24 protein-coding genes and 2 riboswitches are annotated in these 24,087 nt (G+C 65.4%); of the genes, 12 read left to right on the top strand and 12 right to left on the bottom strand.

Annotated features, from left to right (window positions below):
• Positions 1–18 precede the first annotated feature (18 nt).
• The 9 genes from RTN46_RS01215 to RTN46_RS01175 form a co-directional block, all read right to left on the bottom strand.
• Positions 19–840 carry a hypothetical protein gene (locus RTN46_RS01215; protein WP_312178603.1) on the bottom strand — a complete coding sequence of 274 codons (822 nt, stop codon included), beginning with the start codon at positions 838–840 and terminating at the stop codon, positions 19–21.
• A complete protein-coding gene (locus RTN46_RS01210; RefSeq protein ID WP_312178602.1) occupies positions 833–1,288 on the bottom strand; it encodes a hypothetical protein in 456 nt (151 codons plus the stop codon). Before RTN46_RS01210 ends, RTN46_RS01215 begins: the two co-directional genes overlap by 8 nt.
• Positions 1,275–1,724 carry a hypothetical protein gene (locus tag RTN46_RS01205; protein WP_312178601.1) on the bottom strand — a complete coding sequence of 150 codons (450 nt, stop codon included), beginning with the start codon at positions 1,722–1,724 and terminating at the stop codon, positions 1,275–1,277. The genes RTN46_RS01210 and RTN46_RS01205 overlap by 14 nt, the downstream gene beginning before the upstream one ends.
• A 69-nt stretch (positions 1,725–1,793) precedes the next feature.
• On the bottom strand, positions 1,794–2,243 hold the full coding sequence (locus RTN46_RS01200; protein WP_312178600.1) for a hypothetical protein: 450 nt from the start codon (positions 2,241–2,243) through the stop codon (positions 1,794–1,796).
• Entirely contained in the window at positions 2,219–3,427 is a 1,209-nt protein-coding gene (locus tag RTN46_RS01195; protein WP_312178599.1) for a hypothetical protein, read from the bottom strand. The genes RTN46_RS01200 and RTN46_RS01195 overlap by 25 nt, the downstream gene beginning before the upstream one ends.
• Positions 3,424–3,783 (bottom strand): DUF6507 family protein, encoded by a 360-nt coding sequence (locus tag RTN46_RS01190; protein ID WP_312178598.1) that lies wholly within the window; start codon positions 3,781–3,783, stop codon positions 3,424–3,426. Before RTN46_RS01190 ends, RTN46_RS01195 begins: the two co-directional genes overlap by 4 nt.
• Before the next feature lie 178 nt (positions 3,784–3,961).
• On the bottom strand, positions 3,962–5,608 hold the full coding sequence (locus RTN46_RS01185) for a DNA repair helicase XPB (protein ID WP_312178597.1): 1,647 nt from the start codon (positions 5,606–5,608) through the stop codon (positions 3,962–3,964).
• Positions 5,601–8,036 (bottom strand): helicase-associated domain-containing protein, encoded by a 2,436-nt coding sequence (locus tag RTN46_RS01180; RefSeq protein ID WP_312178596.1) that lies wholly within the window; start codon positions 8,034–8,036, stop codon positions 5,601–5,603. Before RTN46_RS01180 ends, RTN46_RS01185 begins: the two co-directional genes overlap by 8 nt.
• 40 nt (positions 8,037–8,076) lie before the next feature.
• Complete coding sequence (locus RTN46_RS01175; protein ID WP_312178595.1) at positions 8,077–8,394, bottom strand: hypothetical protein; 318 nt, start codon at positions 8,392–8,394, stop codon at positions 8,077–8,079.
• A 257-nt stretch (positions 8,395–8,651) separates the two neighbouring features.
• On the opposite strand from RTN46_RS01175, the gene RTN46_RS01170 reads away from it, so the two are divergent.
• The 3 genes from RTN46_RS01170 to RTN46_RS01160 are packed head-to-tail and all read left to right on the top strand — an operon-like array spanning position 8,652 to position 10,961.
• Positions 8,652–9,035 (top strand): cold shock domain-containing protein, encoded by a 384-nt coding sequence (locus RTN46_RS01170; RefSeq protein WP_312178594.1) that lies wholly within the window; start codon positions 8,652–8,654, stop codon positions 9,033–9,035.
• Positions 9,036–9,050: 15 nt separating this feature from the next.
• Positions 9,051–9,638 (top strand): DUF3027 domain-containing protein, encoded by a 588-nt coding sequence (locus RTN46_RS01165; RefSeq protein ID WP_312178593.1) that lies wholly within the window; start codon positions 9,051–9,053, stop codon positions 9,636–9,638.
• 54 nt (positions 9,639–9,692) lie between these two features.
• Positions 9,693–10,961 carry an MFS transporter gene (locus RTN46_RS01160; protein WP_312178592.1) on the top strand — a complete coding sequence of 423 codons (1,269 nt, stop codon included), beginning with the start codon at positions 9,693–9,695 and terminating at the stop codon, positions 10,959–10,961.
• A 51-nt stretch (positions 10,962–11,012) separates the two neighbouring features.
• On the opposite strand, the gene serC is transcribed toward RTN46_RS01160, so the two are convergent.
• Positions 11,013–12,140, bottom strand: coding sequence for a phosphoserine transaminase (serC, locus tag RTN46_RS01155; RefSeq protein ID WP_312178591.1), 1,128 nt, complete (start codon positions 12,138–12,140; stop codon positions 11,013–11,015).
• 228 nt (positions 12,141–12,368) lie between these two features.
• Between serC and RTN46_RS01150 the strand changes: the two genes are divergently transcribed.
• From RTN46_RS01150 to RTN46_RS01115, 8 genes are all read left to right on the top strand, one after another.
• A complete protein-coding gene (locus tag RTN46_RS01150) occupies positions 12,369–13,067 on the top strand; it encodes a metal-dependent transcriptional regulator (RefSeq protein WP_312178590.1) in 699 nt (232 codons plus the stop codon).
• 86 nt (positions 13,068–13,153) lie between these two features.
• A riboswitch (cyclic di-AMP (ydaO/yuaA leader) is annotated at positions 13,154–13,366 on the top strand.
• 3 nt (positions 13,367–13,369) lie between these two features.
• The gene (locus RTN46_RS01145; RefSeq protein WP_312178589.1) at positions 13,370–14,152 is read left to right on the top strand and encodes a M23 family metallopeptidase; all 783 of its coding nucleotides are present in this window, start codon (positions 13,370–13,372) and stop codon (positions 14,150–14,152) included.
• A 94-nt stretch (positions 14,153–14,246) separates the two neighbouring features.
• A riboswitch (cyclic di-AMP (ydaO/yuaA leader) is annotated at positions 14,247–14,435 on the top strand.
• 4 nt (positions 14,436–14,439) lie between these two features.
• The gene (locus tag RTN46_RS01140) at positions 14,440–15,234 is read left to right on the top strand and encodes an NlpC/P60 family protein (protein ID WP_312178588.1); all 795 of its coding nucleotides are present in this window, start codon (positions 14,440–14,442) and stop codon (positions 15,232–15,234) included.
• A 33-nt stretch (positions 15,235–15,267) separates the two neighbouring features.
• Positions 15,268–16,050 carry an NlpC/P60 family protein gene (locus RTN46_RS01135; protein WP_312178587.1) on the top strand — a complete coding sequence of 261 codons (783 nt, stop codon included), beginning with the start codon at positions 15,268–15,270 and terminating at the stop codon, positions 16,048–16,050.
• A 240-nt stretch (positions 16,051–16,290) separates the two neighbouring features.
• Entirely contained in the window at positions 16,291–16,788 is a 498-nt protein-coding gene (locus RTN46_RS01130; RefSeq protein ID WP_312178586.1) for an HNH endonuclease, read from the top strand.
• Positions 16,788–17,435: an NTP transferase domain-containing protein gene (locus RTN46_RS01125; protein ID WP_312178585.1), complete on the top strand. Its 648-nt coding sequence runs from the start codon at positions 16,788–16,790 to the stop codon at positions 17,433–17,435. Before RTN46_RS01130 ends, RTN46_RS01125 begins: the two co-directional genes overlap by 1 nt.
• A gap of 40 nt (positions 17,436–17,475) precedes the next feature.
• Positions 17,476–17,763, top strand: a complete 288-nt coding sequence (locus tag RTN46_RS01120) for a DUF6457 domain-containing protein (RefSeq protein WP_312178584.1) — start codon at positions 17,476–17,478, stop codon at positions 17,761–17,763.
• On the top strand, positions 17,760–19,052 hold the full coding sequence (locus RTN46_RS01115; RefSeq protein ID WP_312178583.1) for a molybdopterin molybdotransferase MoeA: 1,293 nt from the start codon (positions 17,760–17,762) through the stop codon (positions 19,050–19,052). Before RTN46_RS01120 ends, RTN46_RS01115 begins: the two co-directional genes overlap by 4 nt.
• Here RTN46_RS01115 and RTN46_RS01110 read toward each other — a convergent pair.
• Complete coding sequence (locus RTN46_RS01110; RefSeq protein ID WP_312178582.1) at positions 19,003–21,354, bottom strand: FdhF/YdeP family oxidoreductase; 2,352 nt, start codon at positions 21,352–21,354, stop codon at positions 19,003–19,005. The genes RTN46_RS01115 and RTN46_RS01110 overlap by 50 nt on opposite strands.
• Positions 21,355–21,430: 76 nt before the next feature.
• Here RTN46_RS01110 and fdhD point away from each other — a divergent pair, with 76 nt between their 5' ends.
• A complete protein-coding gene (gene fdhD / locus RTN46_RS01105) occupies positions 21,431–22,306 on the top strand; it encodes a formate dehydrogenase accessory sulfurtransferase FdhD (RefSeq protein ID WP_312178581.1) in 876 nt (291 codons plus the stop codon).
• Here fdhD and RTN46_RS01100 read toward each other — a convergent pair.
• Complete coding sequence (locus RTN46_RS01100; protein ID WP_312178580.1) at positions 22,303–23,973, bottom strand: ATP-binding protein; 1,671 nt, start codon at positions 23,971–23,973, stop codon at positions 22,303–22,305. The genes fdhD and RTN46_RS01100 overlap by 4 nt on opposite strands.
• Positions 23,974–24,087 lie beyond the last annotated feature (114 nt).

Here is a 24,087-nt window from a genome sequence, read left to right as displayed (position 1 = left end):
GCAGGGAACCAGTGGGCGTCAGAAGTCGGTGAACGCGGAAACGAGGTCGCGGTAAGCCATCCCAGAAGTCATCGGCTCCAGCGAGGCACGTTCCTCATCGACGGTGAGCAGGTGTAATCCGGCCCGGCCGGCATCCACGTAGCCCCACTCAGGGACTGCGCCGGCGGTGGTGGACTGCACCTGGACCCGCCAGATGAACCACGGCTCGCCCCACATCCGGACCCACGCCGGTTCTTCCGTGGGCGGCGGTTCATCCGGAGATGCGAGACGGCGGTCGAAGACCTCGGTCGGGAAATCCAAGACGCCCGAAGTCAAGGTCCAGGCGGGCCCAAGTCCCAGCCAGGAGGCCACCACCGGCGCCAGCTCAGCGAGCCCGACGAAATCCAGCTGGACCAGGGACTCGTAACGTTCGAGGCGGCCAGCGTCGAGTTCCGTGCGCGAGGGACCTGCGAGGATCAAGGCATCCTGGTCGTCCATCTGAATCTGCAGGGCGCTGGATCCCTGGGGGTGCAGGCAGTGAATGCTGACGGCGGCCTGCGTCGCGGTCAGTGGTGCGGTGACGGTGATTCCCTCCGGCGTCAGGCGTCCTGCGGCATCCATCAGCCCGGCCTCGACCAGGGCCGTAAGACCCGATTTCCGGCCGGCCCGCTGGAAACGTCCGACCTGGCCGCTCTCTGCCGCGGCATCCAACAGGTTTACGGCTTCACCATTCAGCCACGGTCCCCGTGAAATAAAGGGCTGCCGGGCCGACAGACCACCAAGCTCTTCAAGGTCCGCACCGAAAACAATGCTGGCGGCCTCGTCCAGGGCCGGCTCACGGTCCGGGACGATATCAACCATTGGAGGGCTCCTTCAGGATGGCCGAGAGCGCGATGGCGCCCAGGACCTCGTCGTAGGCGGTTAGCTGGTTGGCCGAACAGGAGGCGGTGACCGTCGCGGCCAGGCCGTTGCGGAGCAGCAGCAGCTGGCTGCAGTGGATCAACCCACCGGACCCCCGGTGCAGGTACTCGAGCCGGCGGGCGGCTTCCAGCTCGGGGACCGGGTCCACGGACAGCAGGTAGGGGTCTGTGAGGGACGTGAGCAATGAGGCCATAACAACAGTGCTCAGCTGGGTGACGGTGCCGGGAAATGCGAACGTCGTCACGGTCACATTCGGGCGAAAACCGCCCTCCTCCATCCACTTCGTGACCGGGGCTGCCACCACCAGTTCCGCGTCCAGGCGGGGGATGACCTCCCAATCGGACGGGCGTTCAAGCGCTACGTTGGCGCTGCACTCAGCGACGAACATTCCCGCCCTTTCGCAGCCAGGTGAACGGGGAAGAGAACTCGGGTTTAAGGACTTCGTCTTTGTTGGCGCCGCGGTCGAGCCAGTCCTTGTACCACACGGGCAGCATAAAACGGGGAAGACGGAACAAGCAGGCGACGCCCAGGAGGGTTAGTGGCGCGAGGACATAGGACGTGTTCACTCCGTCAAACCAGTCAAGACCGAGTTCCTTGCAGACCACGAGGATGATGGTCCAGGCGATAGCAGGCAGCAGGTAAAAGCCCATGAAGCCGAAATAGCTGTGCTTGCCGAACTGATACATGTTCCTTCGGGCCGCCCAGCTGCGCCAGGTCCCGTTCATGGCCGCGACCCCGGTGATCACGCAATAGAGAATGATCGAAAGCCCAATTGCGCCGGCCAATAGTATCGCTAGTACGTCCATGACGTTGGACTCTCTCATCACAACAGATGGAGGGGTTCGTGTGTTTGAGGAGCGGACGGGCGTCCAAGCCCTGCGTTGGCGCCGCGCTCAGCGGCGAACACTGCTGCTCCTTCGCAGCCAGGAGAACGGGGAAGAGTACTCGGGTTTCCGGACTTCGTCCTTATCCGCACCACGGTCCAGCCAGTCCTTGTACCACGCGGGCAGCATAATCCGGGGGAGGCGGAAACAGCATGCGAATGCCACCATGAAAAGTGGGGTAATGGTGAGCGCCATAACTCCGTCGGTAATCCACTCAGCACCCAGTGCGATCAAGACGTTCAGCAGGATCGCCCCAATAATGACGGGCTGCAGGTAGAGTCCGAAGAATCCGAGGTAGTTCTGTTTGCCGAACTGATAAATACTTGTCTGGGCAGCCCATATGCGCCAGGTTCCTTTATAGGCCGCAATGCCGGAAATGAGCATGTAAGCGATTCCACCCACAGCCACTAGAACGAAAAGGATAGTCCCCGCTGTCACCATAGCTTCAGATTCTCCCATGTTTCCTTGAAGCCACCGGCCACAGCTTCAGCAAATCCTTTTTCCTTGATGTTCCGAGCGACATTTCCGATGCCTTCTCCGACGGCGCCGCCTATCCACCCGCCCACGGCAGCCCCGACAAGAGTTCCCACCACGGGGATGGGGATCAGGCTGCCGATTGAAGCGCCGATTGCGGTTCCTGCGATGTTGCCACCAATGGCACCACCGCCTTCGAAGGCGGCCGTGGCCGCCGCGTTGCCGACCCGCTCACCCATACCCATGTCAGGATGCTCCAGCTGGTCCTGGTTCCATTGTTCGGACCAGTTCTTGTAGACGGACAGTGCCCCGTCAACCACGCCCAGCCCATTTGCCGCCTTGTTCGCCCAGCGTGGCAGTTCCGGAGCAGCCACACCGTTTCCACCAGCGGTGGTCCGCCGCCGGGCTCCGGCAATCACCGGGTCCCGGAACACCGGCCGATGGATGGTCACCGCCCGGGCACCCAGCGGAGCGAGCATCGTCGCCATGAGGCTGCCGGCCGGGAGGTAGCGGTACGGCCGGCCATTCAAACGCAGGGTGACTGATCCGGGCACATTGAGCCGGCGCCTGTTGGAACCAGGGTCCAGGGCCACCCTAATAAGCCGAGGCCCGGGGTTTTGGTGGACTGAAAGGAACCCTTGGACCACCAAGCCGGTGTTGACTGCGGCGTAGGGCGACGTCGCGCCGCCGGGCAGCGTCCAGATCGACTGGTGCAGACCGGAGATAGCTGCAGCACAGGCGTCTTCGGCAGCCTGGAGGTCCGCCGCGATGGACCCTGACTCACGGGCGAGGCGCGCTTCCTCTGCCTGTGGGGCGGCTGCGCCTTCCTCTCCATCTTCTTCCGGCGGCCGGCAGGTATTGGCCTCCAGCGCCGCCACGAGGGCGTCGTAGCGGGGTCGAAGCGTGTCGACGGTGTCGGCGAAGGCTTCGAGGGCAGCCCGGATTGCTGCGGTGACGTCCGCGGTGGCGTCGGTGTAGGTGGCCGCTTTGTCCATGGCACCGTGGACGATGTCCTGCTCCGGGGCCTGGTAGCTGCCCTGGAGTCCTGTCCAGGTTGCAACCAAGTCCTGGCCGTAGCCCTTCGCACGGTTTCCGGATGCGTCCACCCGGGCGGCGTCCTCACGGATGGCACCTGTGTCGGGCAGAACCGGGAGATTTCCCGTGCTCATCGCCCGCCTCCTATGCTGTCCTCATTCGCGCCGGCAACCGGGGATTCGCCAGCCAGCCGATTGGCGTTGCCAGCCATCTCTTCGTCGCCGCGCACATAATGATCGACCGCATCGCTGGTCGAATTGCATGCATTGTCGCCGCGGATAGTGCCGCTGTTGAGCAGCGCGGACAAATACTCTTCATAGCATTCCGTGAGTGCCTGGAGGATTACGGGACTGTTGGAGGAGCCGGCCGCGGAGGTGACCGCATTCTGGAGCGTAGTCTCCTCGGTTTGCAGGTCTTCCACCGTGGCTCGCGCCTTTGCAATGACGCCACGGACTGTGGCGACCTGGATATCCCAGCCGTTAATCGTCATCTTCCCCCCTGGACGATGGAACAAATAAGTTCCATGCGCTGACGCACATCTGGCGAATGCCTAGACGAATATAGCGGAGGAAGCGGAAACAGCCCATGGGGAGAACTGCCCATGGGCTGTTCATGGCCTCGGGCACGGGCGGGGCCTGCGGCGGTACGGGACTGAGGCCCCGCACCGGCTAGACGGGTTTCCCGATGTCCGCCGCGTCCTGGATGGAATACGCGTAACCTTGCTCCGCAAGGAACCGCTGCCGCTTCGCCGCGAAGTCCTGGTCCAGGGTGTCGCGGGCGACGACGGTGTAGAAATGCGCTGCCCGGCCATCGGCCTTGGGCCGCAGCAGCCGCCCGAGCCGCTGCGCTTCCTCCTGGCGGGATCCGAAGGACCCGGAGACCTGGATGGCCACTGAGGCCTCAGGCAGGTCGATCGAGAAGTTCGCGACCTTGGAAACCACCAGGGTCTTCAGCTCTCCCTTGCGGAACAGATCGAAGAGCCGCTGGCGTTCCTTCACCGGAGTCTCGCCCTTGATGACCGGGGCATCCAACCGCTCAGCCAGCTCATCCAGCTGGTCGATGTACTGCCCGATCACCAGGATCTGGTCCCCCTCGTGGCGGTGGACCAGCTGCTCAACCACTTTGGATTTGGTTTCCGACGTCGAACACAGCCGGTACTTGTCGCCGTCCTCCGCCATGGCGTAGGCAACCCGCTCGTCCCGGGGCAGGTCCACCCGGACCTCGATGCAGTCGGCGGGCGCAATGTAGCCCTGCGCCTCGATATCCTTCCACGGCGCGTCATAGCGCTTGGGTCCGATCAGCGAGAACACCTCACCCTCTCGGCCGTCCTCCCGGACCAGGGTGGCGGTCAGGCCGAGCCGGCGGCGTGCCTGCAGGTCGGCAGTCATCCTGAAAATGGGAGCCGGCAGCAGATGGACCTCGTCATAAATGATCAGGCCCCAGTCATTGGCATCCAGCAGCTCCAGGTGCGGATACAGCCCGCCCCGCTTCAGCGTGAGCACCTGATAGGTGGCGATCGTAACCGGCCGGACTTCCTTCACCGCGCCGGAGTATTCACCGATCTCGTCCTCCGTGAGAGACGTCCGCTTCAGCAGCTCATCCTTCCACTGCCGGGCGGACACAGTGTTCGTCACCAGGATCAGAGTGGTGGTGGAGCTGGTCGCCATGGCGGCAGCGCCCACCAGCGTTTTTCCGGCTCCGCAGGGCAGGACAACGACGCCGGACCCGCCGGCCCAGAAGTTCTCCGTGGCCAGCTTCTGGTAGGGACGCAGCGCCCAGCCGTCCTCGTTAAGCAGGATGGGGTGGGGCGTTCCGTCAACGTAGCCGGCAAAGTCCTCCGCGGGCCAGCCGAGCTTGAGCAGCAGCTGCTTCAGCTGTCCCCGCATGGCGGACTGCACCACCACGGTTTCTCCGTCGATCCGCGGACCCAGCAGCGGCTGGATCTTCTTGGCGTGCAGCACTTCTTCAAGCACCGGGTAATCGTTGGTCCGCAGCACCAGTCCGTGCTGCGGGTCCTTCTCCAGCCGCAGGCGGCCGTACCGGGACATCGTGTCCTCGATGTCGATCAGCAGTGAGTGCGGTACCGGGAAACGGGAATAGGTCAGCAGCGTGTTCAGCACCTGCTCCGCATCCAGCCCGGCAGCCCGGGCGTTCCACAGTCCCAACGGCGTCAGCCGGTAGCTGTGGATGTGCTCGGGTGCCCGTTCCAGCTCCGCGAAGGCGGCAATCGCATGGCGCGCTTCGGTGGCTTGTTCGTGGTCCACTTCCAGCAGGATGGTCTTATCACTTTGGACAATCAAAGGTCCGTCAACCATGTGCTGGGCTGCCCTCCACTATTTCCACGTCCATTATCCGATGTATTGACACTACGCGCTCAACGTCCCGGCGCGGGTCGAAGACCCGTACGCGGCCTTCGCCCACTGACAGGGGAACAAAGATCTCCTGCCGCTCATTCCCCTGGCTGTCCACCACGCCCATGCGCACTGAGCTCTTGGTTCGGATGGCCGTGCGCAGGGTTTCCAAGCCCACCAGCGGCATGGACTCATCATGTTTCGGTGCTCCGGCGGGGCCGCGGCCGCGCAGGGCTGCGAGCTGGGCCTCAAGGTCCGCTTCGCTCAGTTCCCACTGGTTCACCCGGACCCGGGAGGACGACGCCGCGGGGACCGGCGGGCGGGCGTGGGAGCCGTTGGCTTCGCGGGCCTGGCCCTCCATCACCGGGGCATAGCCCAGGTCACGGATCGCCAGGGCGAGCTCCTGGGGGGTGGCCGCCGAGGCGATGACGGTGGGCGCGATCCGGGTGAGGCCAAGCGTTGCGGAACGCGGGTCGGCCATCAGGGCGTTCAACCCCGTTTCGTCATCACTGCGCAGGTAGCTCCGCGCCGCCCCGATGCGCAGGCGGCCGTGCCGTGAGGCGGTGTCTTCCACCAGGTAACGCAGCGGCTGGGGGACCTCGGTAGCGGAGTAGTGCGCAAGGAACTCAAGGATCGAGGCCGCATCCAAGTCAGCGTCCAGTGCCCGCCGGATCGAGTCCGCGGAGAAACGGTAGATTGCTGCCGGGCCCTGGCCTTCCGGGGTGGAGATCAGCGCCAGCTCGCGCGCCACGGCCGGATCCAGGTAGCCGGGCGCGACGGCGGTGAGGTCCGCCTGCAGCAGGAAGGAACTGAGCGGCTCGGGCAGCGCTTCACGCAACCTGCCAGTCGCCCGCTCAAAGTCGGATGCGGCAACGGCCTCCCCAAGTTCGGTGAGGGCTCCGGAGCCAATCAGGCCGAGTTGCGCTGCCTCCTTCAGGATCCCCGGAACGAGGCGGGCAAACCGCCGCTGAAGCCGCGGCTGGTGCCAGGTGAGGGCGCTGACCAGGTCCTCGGCGTCGAACGCGCCGGTATGCGCCTCCTGATCCACGCCGGCGGCCGTCAGGGCAGCGAGCATTTCCAAGGCGCGGCGCCGCACCAGCGGAGCGTCCGGACGGGAGAGTTCCCCGGCGAGGGCATTCAGGGATCCTCCGCCGGGCAATGGGCCGCCCACCAGCGAAGGCGCCCTGTCCGCTTCCAGCCAGGCCTCCACCAACCGGCGCCACTGCAGCTCGCGGTCCAGGGTTAGCCAGTCGGTCTCCGCCGTTCCCCAGCGGGCCGTGGCTGCGTCCAGTACCAGGAGGCCAGAGAGCGCAGCCAGCTCCAGCAGCCAGGCGGTTGCGCCGATGTCCAGCCGCAGCGCTTCGGAAACCCGGCGGACCTCCCGGACCCCAACCCCGCCTGAGCGCAGGGTGCCCACAGGCGCGGTTGCGGCCAGGGCCAGGAGCTCGGTGATCAGGCGAAGTGTCTCGGCAACGGCTCCGAACGCGGCGTTGTCCCTCAGTGTGTTGGGCACGGCGCGGGGCACCGGGGTTACGGGGTCCAGCTGGAAATCGGAGACGATCACGTGGCCGCGCGAAGCTTGGCCCACCGGCCGGGGGAGCTCCACATGCAGTGCGTCCAGCGGCACCAGCAGGCCGTGCGCCACGAGCCATTCCACCGGAGTCGGTGACGGGTTGTCGAGGACGGCTCGGCTGATGGCGGCCTTCTTCGGGATGGTCCCCACCGGGGAGTACTTGAAGCGTCGAAGCAGATCGCCGGTCTGCGGCGGTGCGTCAGCCAGCATTGCCTCCCATCCGGCCGGATCGGAGACCAGATGGTGCAGGGAGTGGGCAGCGGTGGACGGGGTGTCGGCCATTTCGATGGGAAGGCCGCGTTGGCGCAGGCCTTCGACGATTCCGACCAGGCGCTGGCCGAACTCCGGTTGCTGCGCTGCCAGCGTGGAGTACGGCCGGCCGAGCCCTGCGGGGTAGGCACCGAGGGCTTCACCGAGCACGGAGACGGGCAGGTAGAACCGGCGCCCGGCGTCGGCCTTGGGAGCGCCAGGATGCGGTGTGGCCCGGCGCAGGAGGGCGAGGCTGTGCAGGTAGCCCAGTATCCCGTCCAGCGCTTTGATGGTGGAGCCGGCAATGGCGGCCTTAAGCCAGGACGCCGTGGTGCTCAGGTGCGAATCCTCGTTGGTTGTCAGGTCCAGTGCTTCCAAAACCTGTAACTGCGGGGCCGTGAGTTTTTCCAGGGCGCGTTGTACGCTGATGCGGGTTGACGCGCGGGCCGCGAGGGCCTGGAAATCCGGTACCGGCGGGAGGACCAAATCCGGCCGGGCGGTCAGGAGCTCACGCAGCTGTTCGTCACTGCGCGCTGCTAGGTCTTCAGCCAAGGCTCGGATCGCGGACATCGTCCAATACGTTACCCGAGTGGGACCAAAAACAAACGGGTCAGCCGCGCCGCCGGTGCACGATTGAGTCAATTACCAGCCCAGCCATCAGGAGGAACGCGGCCGGCAGGGCATAGAACGCACCGGCTGCGAAGCCGGGCCAGATACTCTCGCCCTGAAGCGCTGTCAGTAGGAGGGCACTAAGGCTCACGACACCTGCCGCGGCCAGCACACCGGCGAGGACTGTCAAAACGAGCCGTGCCGGAGAGCGCCGGGTTCGGGGTGGGGTGCCCGGCCCGATGCTTCCTGCAGCGTTTCCGAAGGTGGGTTCGGCAGGATGTCCGGCGGTTTTTCCGGTGTTGGGGAGGCGGGGGTCCATGGGAATAAACGCTAGCAGCTAAAAATCCACGCCGAGAAAGCGCTCTCCGGAGGCAGAATCCGGGGCACAGGATATTCTAAAGGGAACAGACTTCCCCGTAGTATCTCTGAAGGTGCCCGGCTGCAACGGCAGGGACGTGCAGTATTTTGTAACCAGTATTGATGCAGCACGGGACGCATCGCAGATGCAGTAAGAACGGCTACGACAACGTGCGGGCGATAGCGCCGCATCCATTATCTAAGAACGAGGTAAGCGAAGTGCCCATCGGCAAGGTCAAGTGGTTCGACACTGGTAAGGGATTCGGATTCCTGGCCACTGACGACGGCCAGGAAGTTTTCCTGCATGCCTCAGCGCTTCCCGCCGGTGTGAGCGAGGTGAAGCCCGGAACACGCATGGAGTTTGGTGTGGCCGACGGACGCCGCGGCCCCCAGGCGCTCTCCGCCCGGATCCTCGAGGCTCCGCCGTCGGTGGCTAAGGCCACACGCAAGCCTGCGGATGATATGGCTGTGATTACGGAAGACCTTATTAAACTGTTGGATGGGATTTCCAACGGCCTGCGCCGCGGCAGGTACCCGGAGAAGAAGCTAGCAACCAAGGTCGCCGCGGTACTGCGGGCCGTCGCCGACGACCTTGACGCATAGGAGCAGATTCTCCGAGTGAACACCAACGACACGACCATCCCAGAAGAACAGCCCAACAAACCTGCGGCACGGAAGGCGCTCCGCCGTCCGTCCAAGCCGGATGCCGTGCTGGCTGCTGCCGTGGAGAGCGCGCGGGCAGGCCTGCTGGAGGTTGTGCCCGAGGCGCAGATCGGCGACTACATCGGCGCGTTCCCCGAAGCGGACCGTCTGGTAACCCACCGGTTCCAGGCCAACCGTCCGGGCTACGGTGGCTGGCAGTGGTTCGCCACCTTGGCACGTGTTCCCCGCGGCAAGGTGGCCACGGTCTGCGAGGTAGGACTGCTGCCTTCGGAGGACTCGGTCCTGGCCCCGGAGTGGGTCCCCTGGTCCGAGCGGATCCGTCCGGAAGAGGCCGCTGCGGAGGCTGCCGAGGCCGCGGAGGCGGAGGCCGGCTCGCAGTCCGCGGACGCGCCGAAAAACGAGAACGCCGGTTCCGGAGCGGAACCGGCGCAGCAGGACGAGGAGCAAGCGGGTCCTGAGGACGTAGCCGCCCAGGCGGACGCTGAAGCTCCGGATGCAGAACGGGACGGCGCACCGAAGACTGTGTCGATGGAGGACGAATAACTGGTGAGTGTTTGGAACGCGGTTCATCATCCCGGAAGGGAGGGGTGAACCTAAATGTTCCGTTCACTCCGTATCTTCAACTACCGCATCTGGTTCGTTGGGGCACTCGTCTCCAACATTGGCACCTGGATGCAGCGCACCGCCCAGGACTGGCTGGTCTATGACATCCTGACCGAGCAGGACGCAGCCGCCATGGGTATTGTCATGGCGCTGCAGCTTGGGCCACAGCTGCTCCTGGCGCCCTGGGCCGGACTCATCGCAGACACCTATAACCGCCGCAAGGTCCTCCTGACGACCCAGATCGCGATGGCTGCCCTGGGCGCCGGGCTGGGCCTGCTGGTGCTTTCCGGGCAGGCGCATCTCTGGCATGTCTACGCCTTCGCCCTCGCACTGGGCGTGGTTTCGGCGATCGACGCCCCGGCGCGCCAGAGCTTCGTTTCAGAGGTGGTCAGCGAAGAGAACCTGCCCAACGCCGTCGCCCTTAACAGTGCTTCCTTTAACGGTGCCCGGATGATCGGTCCGGCTGTCGCAGGCCTGCTGACCGTGGCCGTCGGTCCGGGCTGGGTCTTCCTGATCAACACGGTCACCTTCGCCGCCATGATCCTGGCGCTGCTGAAGATGCGGTCGGGTGAACTCCGGGTCCTGCCCAAGGCTCCGGCGGGGAAGGGGCGGATCCGTGCCGGACTGAAATACGTGCGGTACCGCCCGGACCTGATCATGGTGCTGGTGGCCATCTTCATCGTGGGGACGTTCGGGCTGAACTTCGCCGTCTATATCGCGGCGATGGCCCGGACCGAGTTCGGACAGGACGCCGGGATCTTCGGCCTGCTCAACTCGATCATGGCCATTGGCTCGGTCGCCGGTGCACTGCTCTCGGCGCGGAGGGACAAGCCGAGGCTGCGGTTTATCTTCGGTGCCGCGGGTGCGTTCGGCTTCTCCTGTGCGGTGGCAGCGCTCTCACCCACCCTGTGGATCTTCGCGCTCTCGCTCATCCCAACCGGACTTTTCGCCCTCACCCTGATGACCAGCGCCAACGCCTATGTGCAGACGACGACGACGCCCGTTATGCGCGGGCGGGTGATGGCCCTGTACTTCGCGATCTTTATGGGCGGCACGCCGCTGGGTGCCCCGATCGTCGGATGGGTCTCCAACTCCTTCGGCCCGCGGTGGAGCCTGGGGGTCGCAGCGGCGTCGGGGCTCATCACAGCCGTCATTGGCCTGGTGTGGGCCTGGCGCTCCCACCATCTGCGGGTGCACTACGACCGCACCGTGCGCCGCCGCCTCGTCGTCACGACCCGGGACACAGAACAGGACCCTAAGTAGCACTTAGGGTCCTGTCCGGTGCCGCCGGCGGCGGGACGAACGCCCGGGTGGCTACGAGTGTTCGATCACGTAGTCGATGCACCGCAGCAGCGCGCTGACGTCCTCCGGCTCGATCGCCACGAAGGTGGCAATGCGCAGCTGGTTGCGGCCGAGCTTGCGGTACGGCTCCACATCCACGACGCCGTTGGCGCGCAGGGTCTTGGCGATCGCCGCGGCGTCGATCGAGTCATCAAAGTCGATCGTGGCGATGACGTTGGACCGGTCTTCGGGGCGGGTAACGAACGGGGACGCGACCGCTGAAGCTTCGGCCCAGGAATAGATCCGGTTGGCCGAGTCTGCCGTGCGTGCGGCGGCGAAGGACAGCCCGCCGTTTTCGTTGAGCCACTCGACCTGGGAGTTCAGGGTCACCAGTGTGGAGAGTGAAGGCGTGTTGTACGTCTGGTTCAGGCGCGAGTTATCGATCGCCGTCTGCAGATTCAGGAAGTCGGGAATCCAGCGGTCCGATGCGTTGATCCGGGCGGCGCGTTCTATCGCAGCCGGGGAGAACATTCCAAGCCACAGGCCGCCGTCGGAGGCAAAGTTCTTCTGCGGAGCGAAGTAGTAGACATCTGCCTCCGCGAGGTCGACGTCGAGGCCGCCTGCAGCGGAGGTCGCATCGACCAGGACCAGGGAGCCTTCATCTGCACCCGCCACACGCCGGACCGGAGCTGCAACGCCCGTGGAGGTCTCATTCTGCGGCCAGGCATAGACATCCACGCCGGCTTCGGCGCGGGGATCGGGGCGGGTGCCCGGCTCGGCCTTGAGAATGCTTGATTCGGCCAGGAACGGTGCCTTGTTCGTCGCGGCGGCGAACTTGGAGCCAAACTCGCCGAAGGACAGGTGCTGCGCCTTGTTTTCCACGAGGCCGAAGGACGCGATGTCCCAGAACGCCGTCGAGCCGCCCACACCCAGTACAACTTCGTACCCTTCGGGCGCGGAGAAGAAGGAGGAGAGCCCCTCGCGGATAGACCCAACCAGATTCCGGACCGGAGCCTGGCGGTGGGAGGTGCCCAGCAGCTTGGCACCTGCCTGCGAAAGCGCCTCGATCTGCTCGGGGCGAACCTTGGAAGGACCGGCACCGAAACGCCCATCCTGGGGAAGAAGTTCTGCGGGGATCGTAACTGTGGCGGTTTCGCCCATTTTTGTTTGCTCCAAGCGGGTTGGCAGGGTGCTGAAGATACTCCTCTATTCTGCACCCCGGCCCCGTACTGGACGTATTTGTGAACGGGAGTTGGCGACCAGTCCGGGGCGGGCACAATTGCCCCGGGATTGGCGCCATGGGCTAACGTGGAAACGAACCTGCGGCGCGGTCTGCACCGCTGAGGTTCTACACCCTTTCTTCCGCACGAATTCTAGGAGCGGCTGGTCATGACGGACCTCATCGACACAACTGAGATGTATCTTCGAACCATCCTTGAACTCGAAGAGGAGAACATCGTGGCCCTGCGGGCGCGCATCGCCGAGCGCCTGCGCCATTCCGGCCCGACGGTGTCGCAGACCATTGGACGGATGGAGCGGGACGGCCTGGTGGTGGTTGCGGGAACCCGGCAGCTGGAACTGACCGAGCTGGGCCGGCGCCGTGCCACGGAAGTGATGCGCAAACACCGTCTGGCCGAGCGCCTGCTGGCCGACGTGATCGGGCTGGACTGGGCCTATGTCCATGACGAGGCCTGCCGCTGGGAACACGTAATGAGCGAACGGGTCGAGCGGCGGCTTTACGACCTTTTGGGCCGCCCCACAGAGTCGCCGTACGGCAACCCCATCCCGGGGCTCGAGGCCCTGGGCGGAACAACCGCAGCGGCTCCGGCTGCCGGCTACATGGACCTGGTCTCCGCAGTCGGTGCGGCCGAACCCGGAACCCAGATGAACCTGCTCCGGCTGGCCGAACCGATCCAGGTGGACCCCGAACTGCTGGCGCAGCTGGACGAGGCCGGGTTGCGCCCGGGCGCCTCGATCACTGCCGAGGTGGCCGGGAGCTACATTTCGGTCCGCGTTCCGGGGATCGAGGGAGCCTTGGAACTGCCGGCGGAAGTGGCTGCGCACGTGTTCGTGTCCGGCCAGGCCTAGTCCTTTCATCCACGCGGGTAACGGAATGGTATCTTTTGGGATTTTTCCCCTATAGTGACTTCTGACTACAGCAACAACACCGCTAACCGGTCCGACAGCCGAACCCTGCCACTGGACCGCAGGTGCAACCGTTCGCAGGCAGGGGCGGAGGACCCATCAAGCGGCAGTCTCACTGCCTTGGGGTGAAGCCTCCGAGCAGCGCAGGATCGTCCGCAAACCGCGGATTCCCCTGGGCGTCGTGGGCCGAGTTCTCTACTCGAATCCGACAGCTAACTTCGCAGGCTTTGTAGAGAGGGAACCACTTGTCGAAGCATGCCGCTTCGGGCAGGCGCAGGGCCGAGACTACGGCCGCTCCACTGCGTCCACGCACCGCCGCACGGTCCACTGCCGCCCCGTCAGCTGGACGGCGCCGGGCTGAACCCGTCCGCCGCCCGCTGGGAGGCTCTGCCCAGAAATTCGCCATCACCGCCGCCGCCTCCGGGCTGGTGTTGACCGTTGCCCTGCCAACGACGGCAGCGGCGGTGGATCCCGTACTGCCCCCGGAGGCAACGGCAGCGCCGGCCCCGGTTTCGGCTGATCCCAACGCCACGCTGGAGTTCGACCGAGCCGCCCTGACGAGCAAATTCGATCCGGACGCGAAACTTCAGGGACTCACTGTTGCCGGCACAGATGTCACGCCTGCGGCTGCCAAGGGCACCCTTGCCACTCCGCTGGATTCCGAACTGGTGGAGACCTCCTCCTTCGGATACCGGGTAAGCCCGATCACCGGCACCGCAGGCGAACTGCATACCGGCCAGGACTTCGCCGCAACGTGCGGCACGGAAGTCACGGCGGCCGCCAGCGGCACGGTCAAGTCCGCCGGGTGGCACCCGTACGGCGGTGGAAACCGCGTGGTGATCGATCACGGTAACGGCGTGGAAACCACCTACAACCACCTCTCGGCCATCAGCGTGTCTGTGGGCGACGAACTCGAGCGCGGCCACCTGGTGGGCGCCAGCGGCACCACCGGCGCCTCAACCGGCTGCCACCTGCATTTCGAGGTAATGGTCAACGGCACTCATGTCGACCCCCTCGGCTGGTTGTGACCGCTCCAACACCCTTTCGTGACCTGAGCGTGACATTTCCTTGATGTTGTTATATTCTCGTCACCGTGCCTGATTGGCCAAAGATCAGACACTCTCAGACAGTTCGCCGAGCTCTGCCACTGTTCGAGATCCGTTCGCAAAAATCGCATGGCAGAGGCGGGGGAACCAATTTCGGGTTTCGCAAGAAGCCCTAGGGGTTAAGTTGCCGGACTTAGCAGTCCAGCAACCGGGTGACTCCCATCCGAATCCGACAGCTCACCTCGCAGGCGTTGGGAGAGGCAAAAACTGTGTCAACAATCACTTCTGGCCGCCATCGTGCTGCCCACGTCCAATCCAGCCCGCTTACGGCGCTCTCGAAGGCCGTAACCGCTAACGCAGGGAACGTCGGCCGCCAGGCCGCAGTCGTCGTCGCAGCTTCCGGACTTGTTCTGGCTGCAGGCATGCCGGCTCAGGCAGCATCGGTTTCCACCGACCGCCAGGCCCTTGAAGCAACCCCTCTCAACGTTGTGACCTCCAACGGGACCGTTACGGTCTCCGAGCAGGCACCCTACGATCTTCCGGTTGCACCCCTGGCCGGCTCGCTCTCCGGAGCCGAAACCCGCGCCCAGATCGCTGCTGCCGAACTTGCTGCCGCCGAAGAGGCTGCCGAAGCCGCTGCCGCCCAGCAGGAAGCTTTCGCTGCCCAGCAGGCCGCCGCCGCACCGGCACCGGCCTCCACCGGCGTCACCACTGCCTCTTCCGCACCTGCAGCACCGGCACCTGAAGTTAGCGCCAGCGGCGTTGCAGCCGGCCTCGTTGCCTCCGCCTACTCGCAGATCGGCGTTGCCCAGGACTGCACCGCCATGGTCGAGAAGGCCCTGCGCTCCGTCGGCAAGTCCGTCGGTGACCTCGCCCCGGGTCAGTTCTTCGCCTACGGCGCCGTAGTCGGCTCGCCCCAGGCCGGAGACCTCGTCATCACCGGTGGCCACGTGGCCATCTACGTCGGTAACGGCCAGGTCATCAGCGGTGGCCTCAACGGTATGAACACCGGCCTCCACTCCCTGTCCGACCTTCCCGGTGCAAGCTTCGTCCGCGTCAGCTGACGCCTAGTTGCCTGATAAACGGAGCACACCCTTATGACCTCGACTATTGAGCGCGCCCGTCACCGTGCGCCGGTCCAGCGCACAAGTTCACTGACCGCGCTGGCCGACGCCGTTACCTCCAATGCCGGAACAGTTGGCCGCCAGGCTGCCGTGATCGCGGCTGCCTCCGGCCTGGTGCTGAGCACCGGTATCGCTGCCAACGCGGCCGGACCGGAAATCTCCCGCGATGTGCAGACCAGCAAGCTGGATCTGTCCTCCATCCCGCTGCAGGTACCCACGGACGCGGTTGGTCCTGAGCTCACGTTCGCGCCGGTACCCGGCGTGATCGTGGCTGAAGCACCTGCCACGCCCGATGTTACGGTTCAGTCCCAGGAAATCAGCCCCGAGGCTGAAGCTCCCGCCCAGGCCGGAACTGCCCAGGCCGGAACCGCCCAGGCAGGGACAGCTGCTGCTGCACCCACCCACACGGCTCCGCCTGCCTCCTCCGGCACCGCCGCGACGATCGCAGCCGCTGCATACGCCCAGCTCGGCGTTATGCAGGACTGCACCATGCTCGCTACCAACGCTCTTGCAGCGGCTGGCATCAACTACCACGGATGGCCGGCGGGTTACCTCTCCCTCGGCCGCACCGTAAGTGCAGCCGAAGCAATTCCCGGCGACCTGATCTACTACGCCGACGGCGGCATGGGCATGGCCCACATCGCTGTGTACGTGGGCAACGGACAGGCCGTCCACGGTGGCTTCTTCGGCAACCAGACCGTCGTTGCTCCTGCCGAGCTTGGCTCGGGCGGCGTGTACATCCGCGTTGGCGGCTAGCAGCAAAACCAGAACCTGACACAGTTCGCCAAAGGACCTTCCCCCATGGGGGAAGGTCCTTTGTTGTTTCCGCCCTGCTTATGCCGGAGACTGCAGCGGATTCCCAGCTGTGGATTCGCGCCGCTTAAATGGCGGGAATTGCCCCTCCCGGCTTACTCTTGCATGAAGATTCGAAGTACCGCGGTGTAACGGTGGACTTATTCTTTTGCCGGACCTGCGGGAAGGCGTAGAGGAACGTGCATGCGAACCCTGGTTCTGAATGCGGGCTACGAGCCGCTGGCCGTCGTGACCTTCCGGCGCGCGCTGGTGCTTGTGCTGACCGGGAAGGCCAGCGTGCTGGCGGAGACGGGTGAACCTGTGGTTAGCCCCGCCGACGTCTTTGCGCGGCCATCTGTCATTCTGCTAAACCACTACGTCAAGATTCCCTACCGGGAAGGAACCATTGCCACCCGCCGGGGGGTCTTGCGGCGGGACGCACATTCCTGCGCCTACTGCGGCAAGCAGGCCTCCACGGTGGATCATGTGGTTCCAAAATCCCGCGGGGGCGAGGACAGCTGGGAGAATCTGGTCGCTTGCTGCCTGCGCTGCAACAACAATAAAGGGGACACAACGTTGAACCAGCTCGGCTGGAAGCTCCGGTTTACCCCTCGGCCGCCAAGCGGCGCCCGCTGGCAGATCCGGGAACTTGAGCAGCCGGCCGCCCAATGGAGTCCGTTCCTCGGGGACACGGCTGCCTGATGGACCTCGAACCGGAACAGTTGCCCGCTTTCAATGCGGTTGTGCTCGCTGGCGGGCGGTCTTCCCGGCTGGACGGGGTACCCAAGGCTGGCCTGCTCTACAACGGGCAGACCTTGCTGGAGCGGACGCTGGAGGCCGTCAGCCACGCCGGCTGCGTGGCGGTTGCTGGTCCCGCGGAGCTGGAAGCCTTCCTGCCTCGGGAACGTAGTTTTATGGTCCGCGAAGACCCTCCCTTTTCCGGCCCGGCAGCCGCCGTCGGCGCCGCCCTAAGTGCCCTCTACGGCGAAGGCCAGACGGCGGACGGCAGCCGGGCACGGCCATGGACCCTGGTGCTGGCCTGCGATATGCCGGCATCGGCGGGTGCCGTCCGGGCACTTCTTTCCGAGGCAGCCAGCGACCCGGCGCAGTCCGTTATGGCGCGGGACAGCAGCGGAGCCCTCCAGCCGCTGGCCGCGCTCTACCGAACCGCGGATCTGCTGCGCGCGGTGAATGGACAGCCAGACGGGCTGGAAAATCTATCAATGTTCCGCCTCCTTGCTAGGGTGCAGTGGAGAGAGGTTGCCGTACCGGAGGGAAGCACCGCTGATGTGGACACCTGGGCTGATGCCGGAAAGTGGGGGATCAGGCCAGGCAACCGCACTGCCTGAGTCCCCTGACGGTCCCGCAGCGACGCCTAACGAAGGAGCCATGATGGGAAGCCAACAGCAAACACTCGAGGCCTGGACGCAGCAGCTGCTGCGGAGCCTGGAATTGGAGGGAACCGCAGTTGATATTGACGCGGTCCTGGACCTGGCGGCGGCGGCAGCCCACAATGTTGTCCGTCCGGCGGCACCGCTGACGACTTTCGTTGCAGGGCTGGCGGCAGGACTGGCCGCGGGCAGCGGGCAGGCAGACGAAAACCTCGCCATGCGGGCCGCCATCCGGGCAGCTCACCGGGAATGTGAGGCCGCAGCGGCTCCGGAGGCGGGCAAATGAACGGGCCGGTGCCGGTGATTCTGCCCCTGCAGCCCAACACATCCTGGGAACAGGCCCGTAAGGCGGCGTATGCCGCGGCACGGCCGCTGCCGTTTGAGACGGTGCCCCTCGCTGAAGCACTGGGCCAAACCTTGGCGGAGGATGCCGTCGCCCTCCAACCAGTGCCGCACTATGCGTCCTCTGCCATGGACGGCTGGGCCGTGGCTGGCGCCGCGCCCTGGACGATCGTCTCTGCGGAGGAACCAGAACAGGAACGCTGGCAGATCCATAAGGAGTCCGGCCGCCGGCCGCTGCAGCCCGGCGAAGCCGTGCCCATCCTTACCGGCGGCCTGATGCCTGTGGGCGGAGAAGCCGTTCTCCGGTCGGAGAACGCCCTGCTGAGCGAGGGTGACCCGGCGACGCTGGTCCCGGGACCCACCGCACGAAGCGATGAACCGCGTCCGGGAGAACACATTCGGCCGGCTGGCGAGGAGGCAGCGGCGGGGGAGACCGCCATCGCAGCCGGGACCGTCCTGAACCCGGCGCACATCGCACTGGCCGCCGTCTGCGGCCATGACACCCTGCCCGTGCTGCGTGCCCCGCGCGTATCCCTGCTGCTCACGGGTGACGAAGTCATCGAAGCCGGACTGCCCGATTCGGGCCAGGTTCGGGACACCTTCGGACCGCAGCTGCCGCAGCTGATCGGCATGCTGGGTGGACGTGTCGACTCGGTCTACCGCCTGGCAGACCGGCTGGAGGACGTGATCGCCGCCCTCAGTACCGACGCCATCGATGAAGCGTCACTTGCGATGTCCTCCGGGGACGTGCTGGTGACCACCGGAGGCACAGGAACCTCCTCTGCAGACCACCTGCGGCGCGCACTGAGCGCCGTCGACGCTGAACTGCTGATCGACGGAATTGCCATGCGCCCCGGGCATCCCACCCTGCTGGCACGCCTGCCGGATGGACGGTTTGTCGTGGCCCTGCCGGGGAACCCTCTCGCAGCCATGATGGCGGTCTTCACCGTGCTCCAGCCGCTGCTGGACGGCCTTCGGGGCGCGGAATTCGCCAAGGAGCGCCATGTCCTGGCGGGCGTCGACATCGATCCGATGCCCGGCCGGACCCGACTGGTTCCAAGCCGGATCCAGGACGGGCGCTCCGTGCCCTCGCAGTACTACCGCTCGGGAATGCTGCGGGGACTGGCCGACGCCGACGCCGTGATGGTGATCCCCGAAGCCGGCTGCACCGCGGACGAAGCCGTCACTGCGCTGCCGCTGCCATGGCGCGTGCGGCAGGCTCCAACCGGATAATCACCGATTTGGAGGTTGGGGTGCCGCTGACATCGGCAACGGAGTCCAGCGGCACCAGCACGTTCGCCTCGGGGAAGTAGGCGGCGGCGCACCCTGCCGTGGTGTTGTAGGCAACGGCCCGGAAATTCTCCGCCCGGCGCTCCACCCCGTCGTCGTACTCTGAAATCATGTCCACCTGGTCGCCGTCCTGCAGCCCGGCTGCCGCCAGGTCAGCTGCGTTGACGAACACCACGCGCCGCCCGCCGTAGATGCCTCGGTAGCGGTCGTCCTTGGCGTAAACCGTGGTGTTGTACTGGTCATGCGAACGCAGGGTCTGCAGGATCAGCCGGCCTTCTGGGACTTTCGGATACTGCAGTTCATTGTCCGTGAAACGCGCCTTGCCGGTCGCCGTGGCAAAATTCCGCCCGTCCCGCGGTCCGTTGGGGAGCACGAATCCGCCGCCGCCGAATTTAATCTTTGCTTCGAACCCCTCAAAACCGGGAATCACGTTTTCAATATGCCGACGGATGAGGGAGTAGTCGGCGCGCGCACCGATCCAGTCCAGTTTCGGTGCGTTTTCCCGGAATGGTGCCTGGGAACCGGTGAAAAGCCGTTCCGCGAGCTCGCACACAATGGCAATCTCCGAGCGGACCTGCGGCCCGGGCGGGTCCAGCCGGCCCTGGGAAGCATGAACGGCGCTCATGGAGTCTTCCACCGTGACGCGCTGGTCGCCTCCGGCCTGTGTGTCCCTGTCGGTGCGCCCCAGGGCAGGCAGGATCAACGCACGGCGCCCATGCACCAGATGGGACTTGTTCAGCTTCGTTGAGACTTGGACAGTCAGTTTGGTGTTGCGCAGCGCCTGCTCGGTGACGGCGGAGTCCGGCGTCGCACGGATGAAGTTACCGCCCATGGCCATAAACACCCGTACTTTTGAGTCACGCATCGCCCGGATCGCGTTGACCGTATCGAAACCATCGGGGCGGGGGGACGCGAACTCGAATTCGGCGTCGAGCCGGTCATGGAAGGCCTGGGGCATCCGCTCGAAAATTCCCATGGTGCGGTCGCCCTGGACATTTGAGTGCCCGCGGACCGGGCAGACCCCCGCGCCCGGGCGTCCCACGTTGCCCTGGAGCAGGAGAACGTTGACGACGTCGCGCAGCATCGGCACCGAGTGCTTGTGCTGGGTGAGGCCCATGGCCCAGCAGACAACCGTGGACTTCGCCGCGATCATGCGCGCACCGGCGGCTTCGATCTGGGCCCGGGTCAGGCCGCTGGCGAGGCAGATCTCATCCCAGGAGGCCTTCCGAAGCGTGGCGAGATAGGCATCCAGGCCGTCCGTGTAGGCAGCGATGAAGGAGTGGTCGAACACGTTTCCATGCTCTTCTTCCTGCTCCAGCAGGAACTTGCCCAGCCCCTGGAAGAGAGCCTGGTCCCCGCCGAGGCGGATCTGCAGGAAGTCATCGGCCAGCTGGGTGCCGCCACCGAACTTAGTGCCGAGCATGCCCGACGCCGTCTGCGGGTTATCGAACCGGAGCAGGCCTGCTTCGGGCAGCGGGTTTACCGCGATGATCACCGCACCGTTCTTCTTGGCGCGTTCCAGGGCGGTGAGCATGCGCGGGTGGTTGGTGCCGGGGTTCTGCCCGGCCACGATGATCAGCTCCGAGCCCTGGACGTCGTCCAGGCTCACTGTTCCCTTGCCGATTCCGAGCGTTTCGGTCAGCGCCGAGCCCGAGGACTCATGGCACATGTTGGAGCAGTCGGGCAGGTTGTTGGTGCCGATGCCGCGCACCATCAGCTGGTACAGGAAGGCAGCCTCGTTGGAGGTCCGTCCGGAAGTGTAGAAAACGGACTGGTCAGGGGAATCCATGGCCGCCAGCTCCTCGACAATGATGTCGTAGGCGCCCTCCCAGCTGATCGGACGGTAGTGGCTGGCGCCGGCGTCGAGCACCATGGGGTGGGTGAGCCGGCCCTGCTGCCCAAGCCAGTAGTCATCCTTCTCCAGCATTTCGGCCACCGAGTGTTCGGCGAAGAATTCCGGGGGCACCCGGCGTTTGGTGGCTTCCTCCGCCACGGCCTTGGCACCGTTTTCGCAGAACTCAGCTGCATGCCGTTTGTCGCCTTCCGGCCAGGCACATCCGGGGCAGTCAAAGCCCTTCTTCTGGTTTACGTGCAGCAGAGTCTGCGCGCTGCGCAGAGGCCCCATCTGGTCGAAAGAGAGGCGGATGGAATTGATGACCGCGGGCAGGCCAACCGCATGCGTCTTCGGCTCACCGACCCGTAGTTCGGTTTCGTCGATTCCGTTCTTCGGAGCCTTGCTTGGCATAGCCACCACGTCCTTGTGCAGGAAATCACCTAGTCTGAAGTCAGGCCAGTCTAAGACTTTATTGAGGAGCGATGGGATGGGACGTGTTTCACGGCGTGCCCGAATTACACGGTTCCGCACGGACGGAACCATCAGCCGGCGTGATGACATGCTGGCGGGTGAGGAACCGCTGGAGATCCGTTTCGAGGGGCGTTCCTTCACGGTGACCATGCGCACTCCGGGCGACGACTTTGACCTGGTGGCCGGGTTCCTGGTCTCTGAAGGAGTTATCTGGGAGGCCGGCCAGCTCATCAGCCTGCGGTACTGCGCCGGGGTGGATGAAGACGGGCAGCAGACCTTCAACGTGGTTGATGTTCAGCTGCGCCCCGGAACCCCGCTCCCGGACACCGGCATGGAGCGGCATGTCTATACCTCCAGCTCCTGCGGCATCTGCGGAACGGCTTCCATTGAGGCTGTCCGCAAGTCCTCACACTTCGATGTCGCCTCCGACGGGGTGCGGGTTCCCCTGGAGGTGCTGGCCTCGCTTCCGGATAAGCTCCGCGAACAACAGGCGCTTTTTGAGAAGACCGGAGGCGTGCACGCTGCGGGCCTGTTCACCGCCGAGGGGGAGCTGCTCTGCCTGCGGGAGGACGTGGGACGGCACAACGCGGTGGACAAGGTGGTGGGGTGGGCGCTGCGCGCAGGGCTGCTCCCGCTGCGCGGTACCGTGCTCCAGGTGTCCGGCCGGGCTTCTTTTGAACTTGTTCAAAAAGCGCAGCTGGCCGGTATTCCCGTGCTGGCCGCCGTCTCCGCACCGTCCGCACTGTCCGTGGAATTGGCCCAGGATGCCGGTATGACGCTGGTGGGCTTCAGCCGGGGCACATCGCTGAACTGCTATTGCTTCCCAGAGCGGATCGAAGCGAAGGCAGCGGCTGTCGCCGGGGCGAGCAGCGGAGCGGGCACGGGAGCCTAAGAGCTGGGGAGCAGGACCTCGACGCAGGTGCCCTCGCCCACGGTGGAGCTGATTGAGAGCTCTCCACCGTGCTGGTGGACCATGTCCTGGACGATTGCCAGACCCAGTCCGGTGCCCGGAATCGCTGCAGCTGTGGCGTTTGAGGCACGGAAAAACCGGCTGAACAGCTTGGGCTGGTCCTCTGCCGGGATGCCGATGCCGGTGTCCTGGACGCGGACGCGGACCATGGGAGCGGCACCGGCCTCGCCCGGGAGCGGATCAGCCTGGATCCGGACGGACCCATTTGGTGGGGTGAACTTCACCGCGTTGGAGACCAGATTGGTGAAGACCCGCTCAAGCTGTTCCCTGTCCCCGTCCAGCCGAAGACCGGCTTCCGCTGCGTCCAGGGTGAGGCTGATGTTCCGGCTCGCCGCCGCCGGGGTCAGCGACGCGAGGACCTGTTCCAACAGATCCGCCAGGAGAATTTCCTCCACGTCCAAGCGGGTTTCTTCCGCATCGGTGCGGGAAATGGTGAGCAGGTCGCCGATGAGGTGGTTCAGCCGGTTCGCGTTGCGTCCGACGATTTCGAGCATCTGCGCGATCTCGGGGGACAGCCCACCCCCGGAGCCGTCCAGGATCAGGTCAAGATAGCCGGTGATCGAGGTCAGCGGGGTGCGAAGCTCATGGTTGATTGTGGCCACAAAGTCTGTTTTCTCCCGGTCCAGCTCCCGCTGGCGGGCCAGGACAGTGCGCTGGGCGGTAATCAGGTGACCCTGCACCAGTCCGTGGGCAAGGTTGCCGCTGACATGCTGGATCAGTGACAGTTCGGTGGGCGTCCAGATCCGGGCCATGTTCTCCCCGGCGAGCCAGATGATGCCGAAGGGCCTGTCGCCGTGGCCGAGCGGGACGATGACCGAGGTGCGCAGCCCCGCAGACCGCGGAGCCGGGAAGAGGATCGGATGGGTGTCGCACTCCGGATCAAGATGGTCGCGTGCTGCAAGCATCTTGCCGTTATCCCACAGCAGGTCAGCCACAGCGGCCGCCTGCGCGGGGTCAGGTGCCGGTATGGAGGCAACCGATCCGGGCCGGCTCCAGGAGTTCGTTAGTTCCGGAACCCGCTCGTCCGGGAACGTGGTGAGCGAAACGTGGTCAGCGCCGAAGGCGTCTCCCAGCCCGGCGACAACAGCGTCCGCCATGATGTCCGGGTCATTGGTGGCCCGCACCGCGGCCGAAATAACGCGGGTCTTTCCCCGCAGGATGTTGTTGACCTCCCGGCGCCGGCGCACGGCAAGCGACTCCGCGCGGATCAGGGCCGCCCGGTAGGCCAGTTCGGTGCCGGAGAGCGGACTCAGTACGAAGTCGGTGATGCCCCGCCGGACCATGTCCTCGACGTCGAGCAGTTCGCCAGAGGTGATCAGGATGACGGGCGGTCCGGAACCTTCCGCGGACGGGAGCAGCCAGCGCCGCAGATCGGGGCCGGCGGCTTCCACTGCGGCTGTGTCGACGACGGCGAGGACAGGAAGCGGGCCTTCCAACGTGGTTCCGCTGGGCACCGGACGCAGCCGCGCACCCGCCAGCGCTTCCTCCACGGATCTCCGCAGCCCGGCGTCACTGACCGCAACCAGTGCCGGCAGGTCTTCGCTGCGACCGTCCGTAAATGTTCCCTCGTGGGTCGGCGCCGTCGGCATAGCGGCCTTTCGTTCCGGGGGCCCGGCTCGGTGCGGACCGTTTGCAGTGTATCCCAGCGGGGGCCTGTTCCCCGTGGCGCGGGACACAGATTACGGGCGTGTCTGCCCCGGGAA

Source organism: Arthrobacter sp., from assembly GCF_031988865.1.
In the GTDB taxonomy this organism is placed as follows: Bacteria; Actinomycetota; Actinomycetes; order Actinomycetales; family Micrococcaceae; genus Arthrobacter_B.
This window is presented reverse-complemented; position numbering and strand designations above follow the sequence as displayed.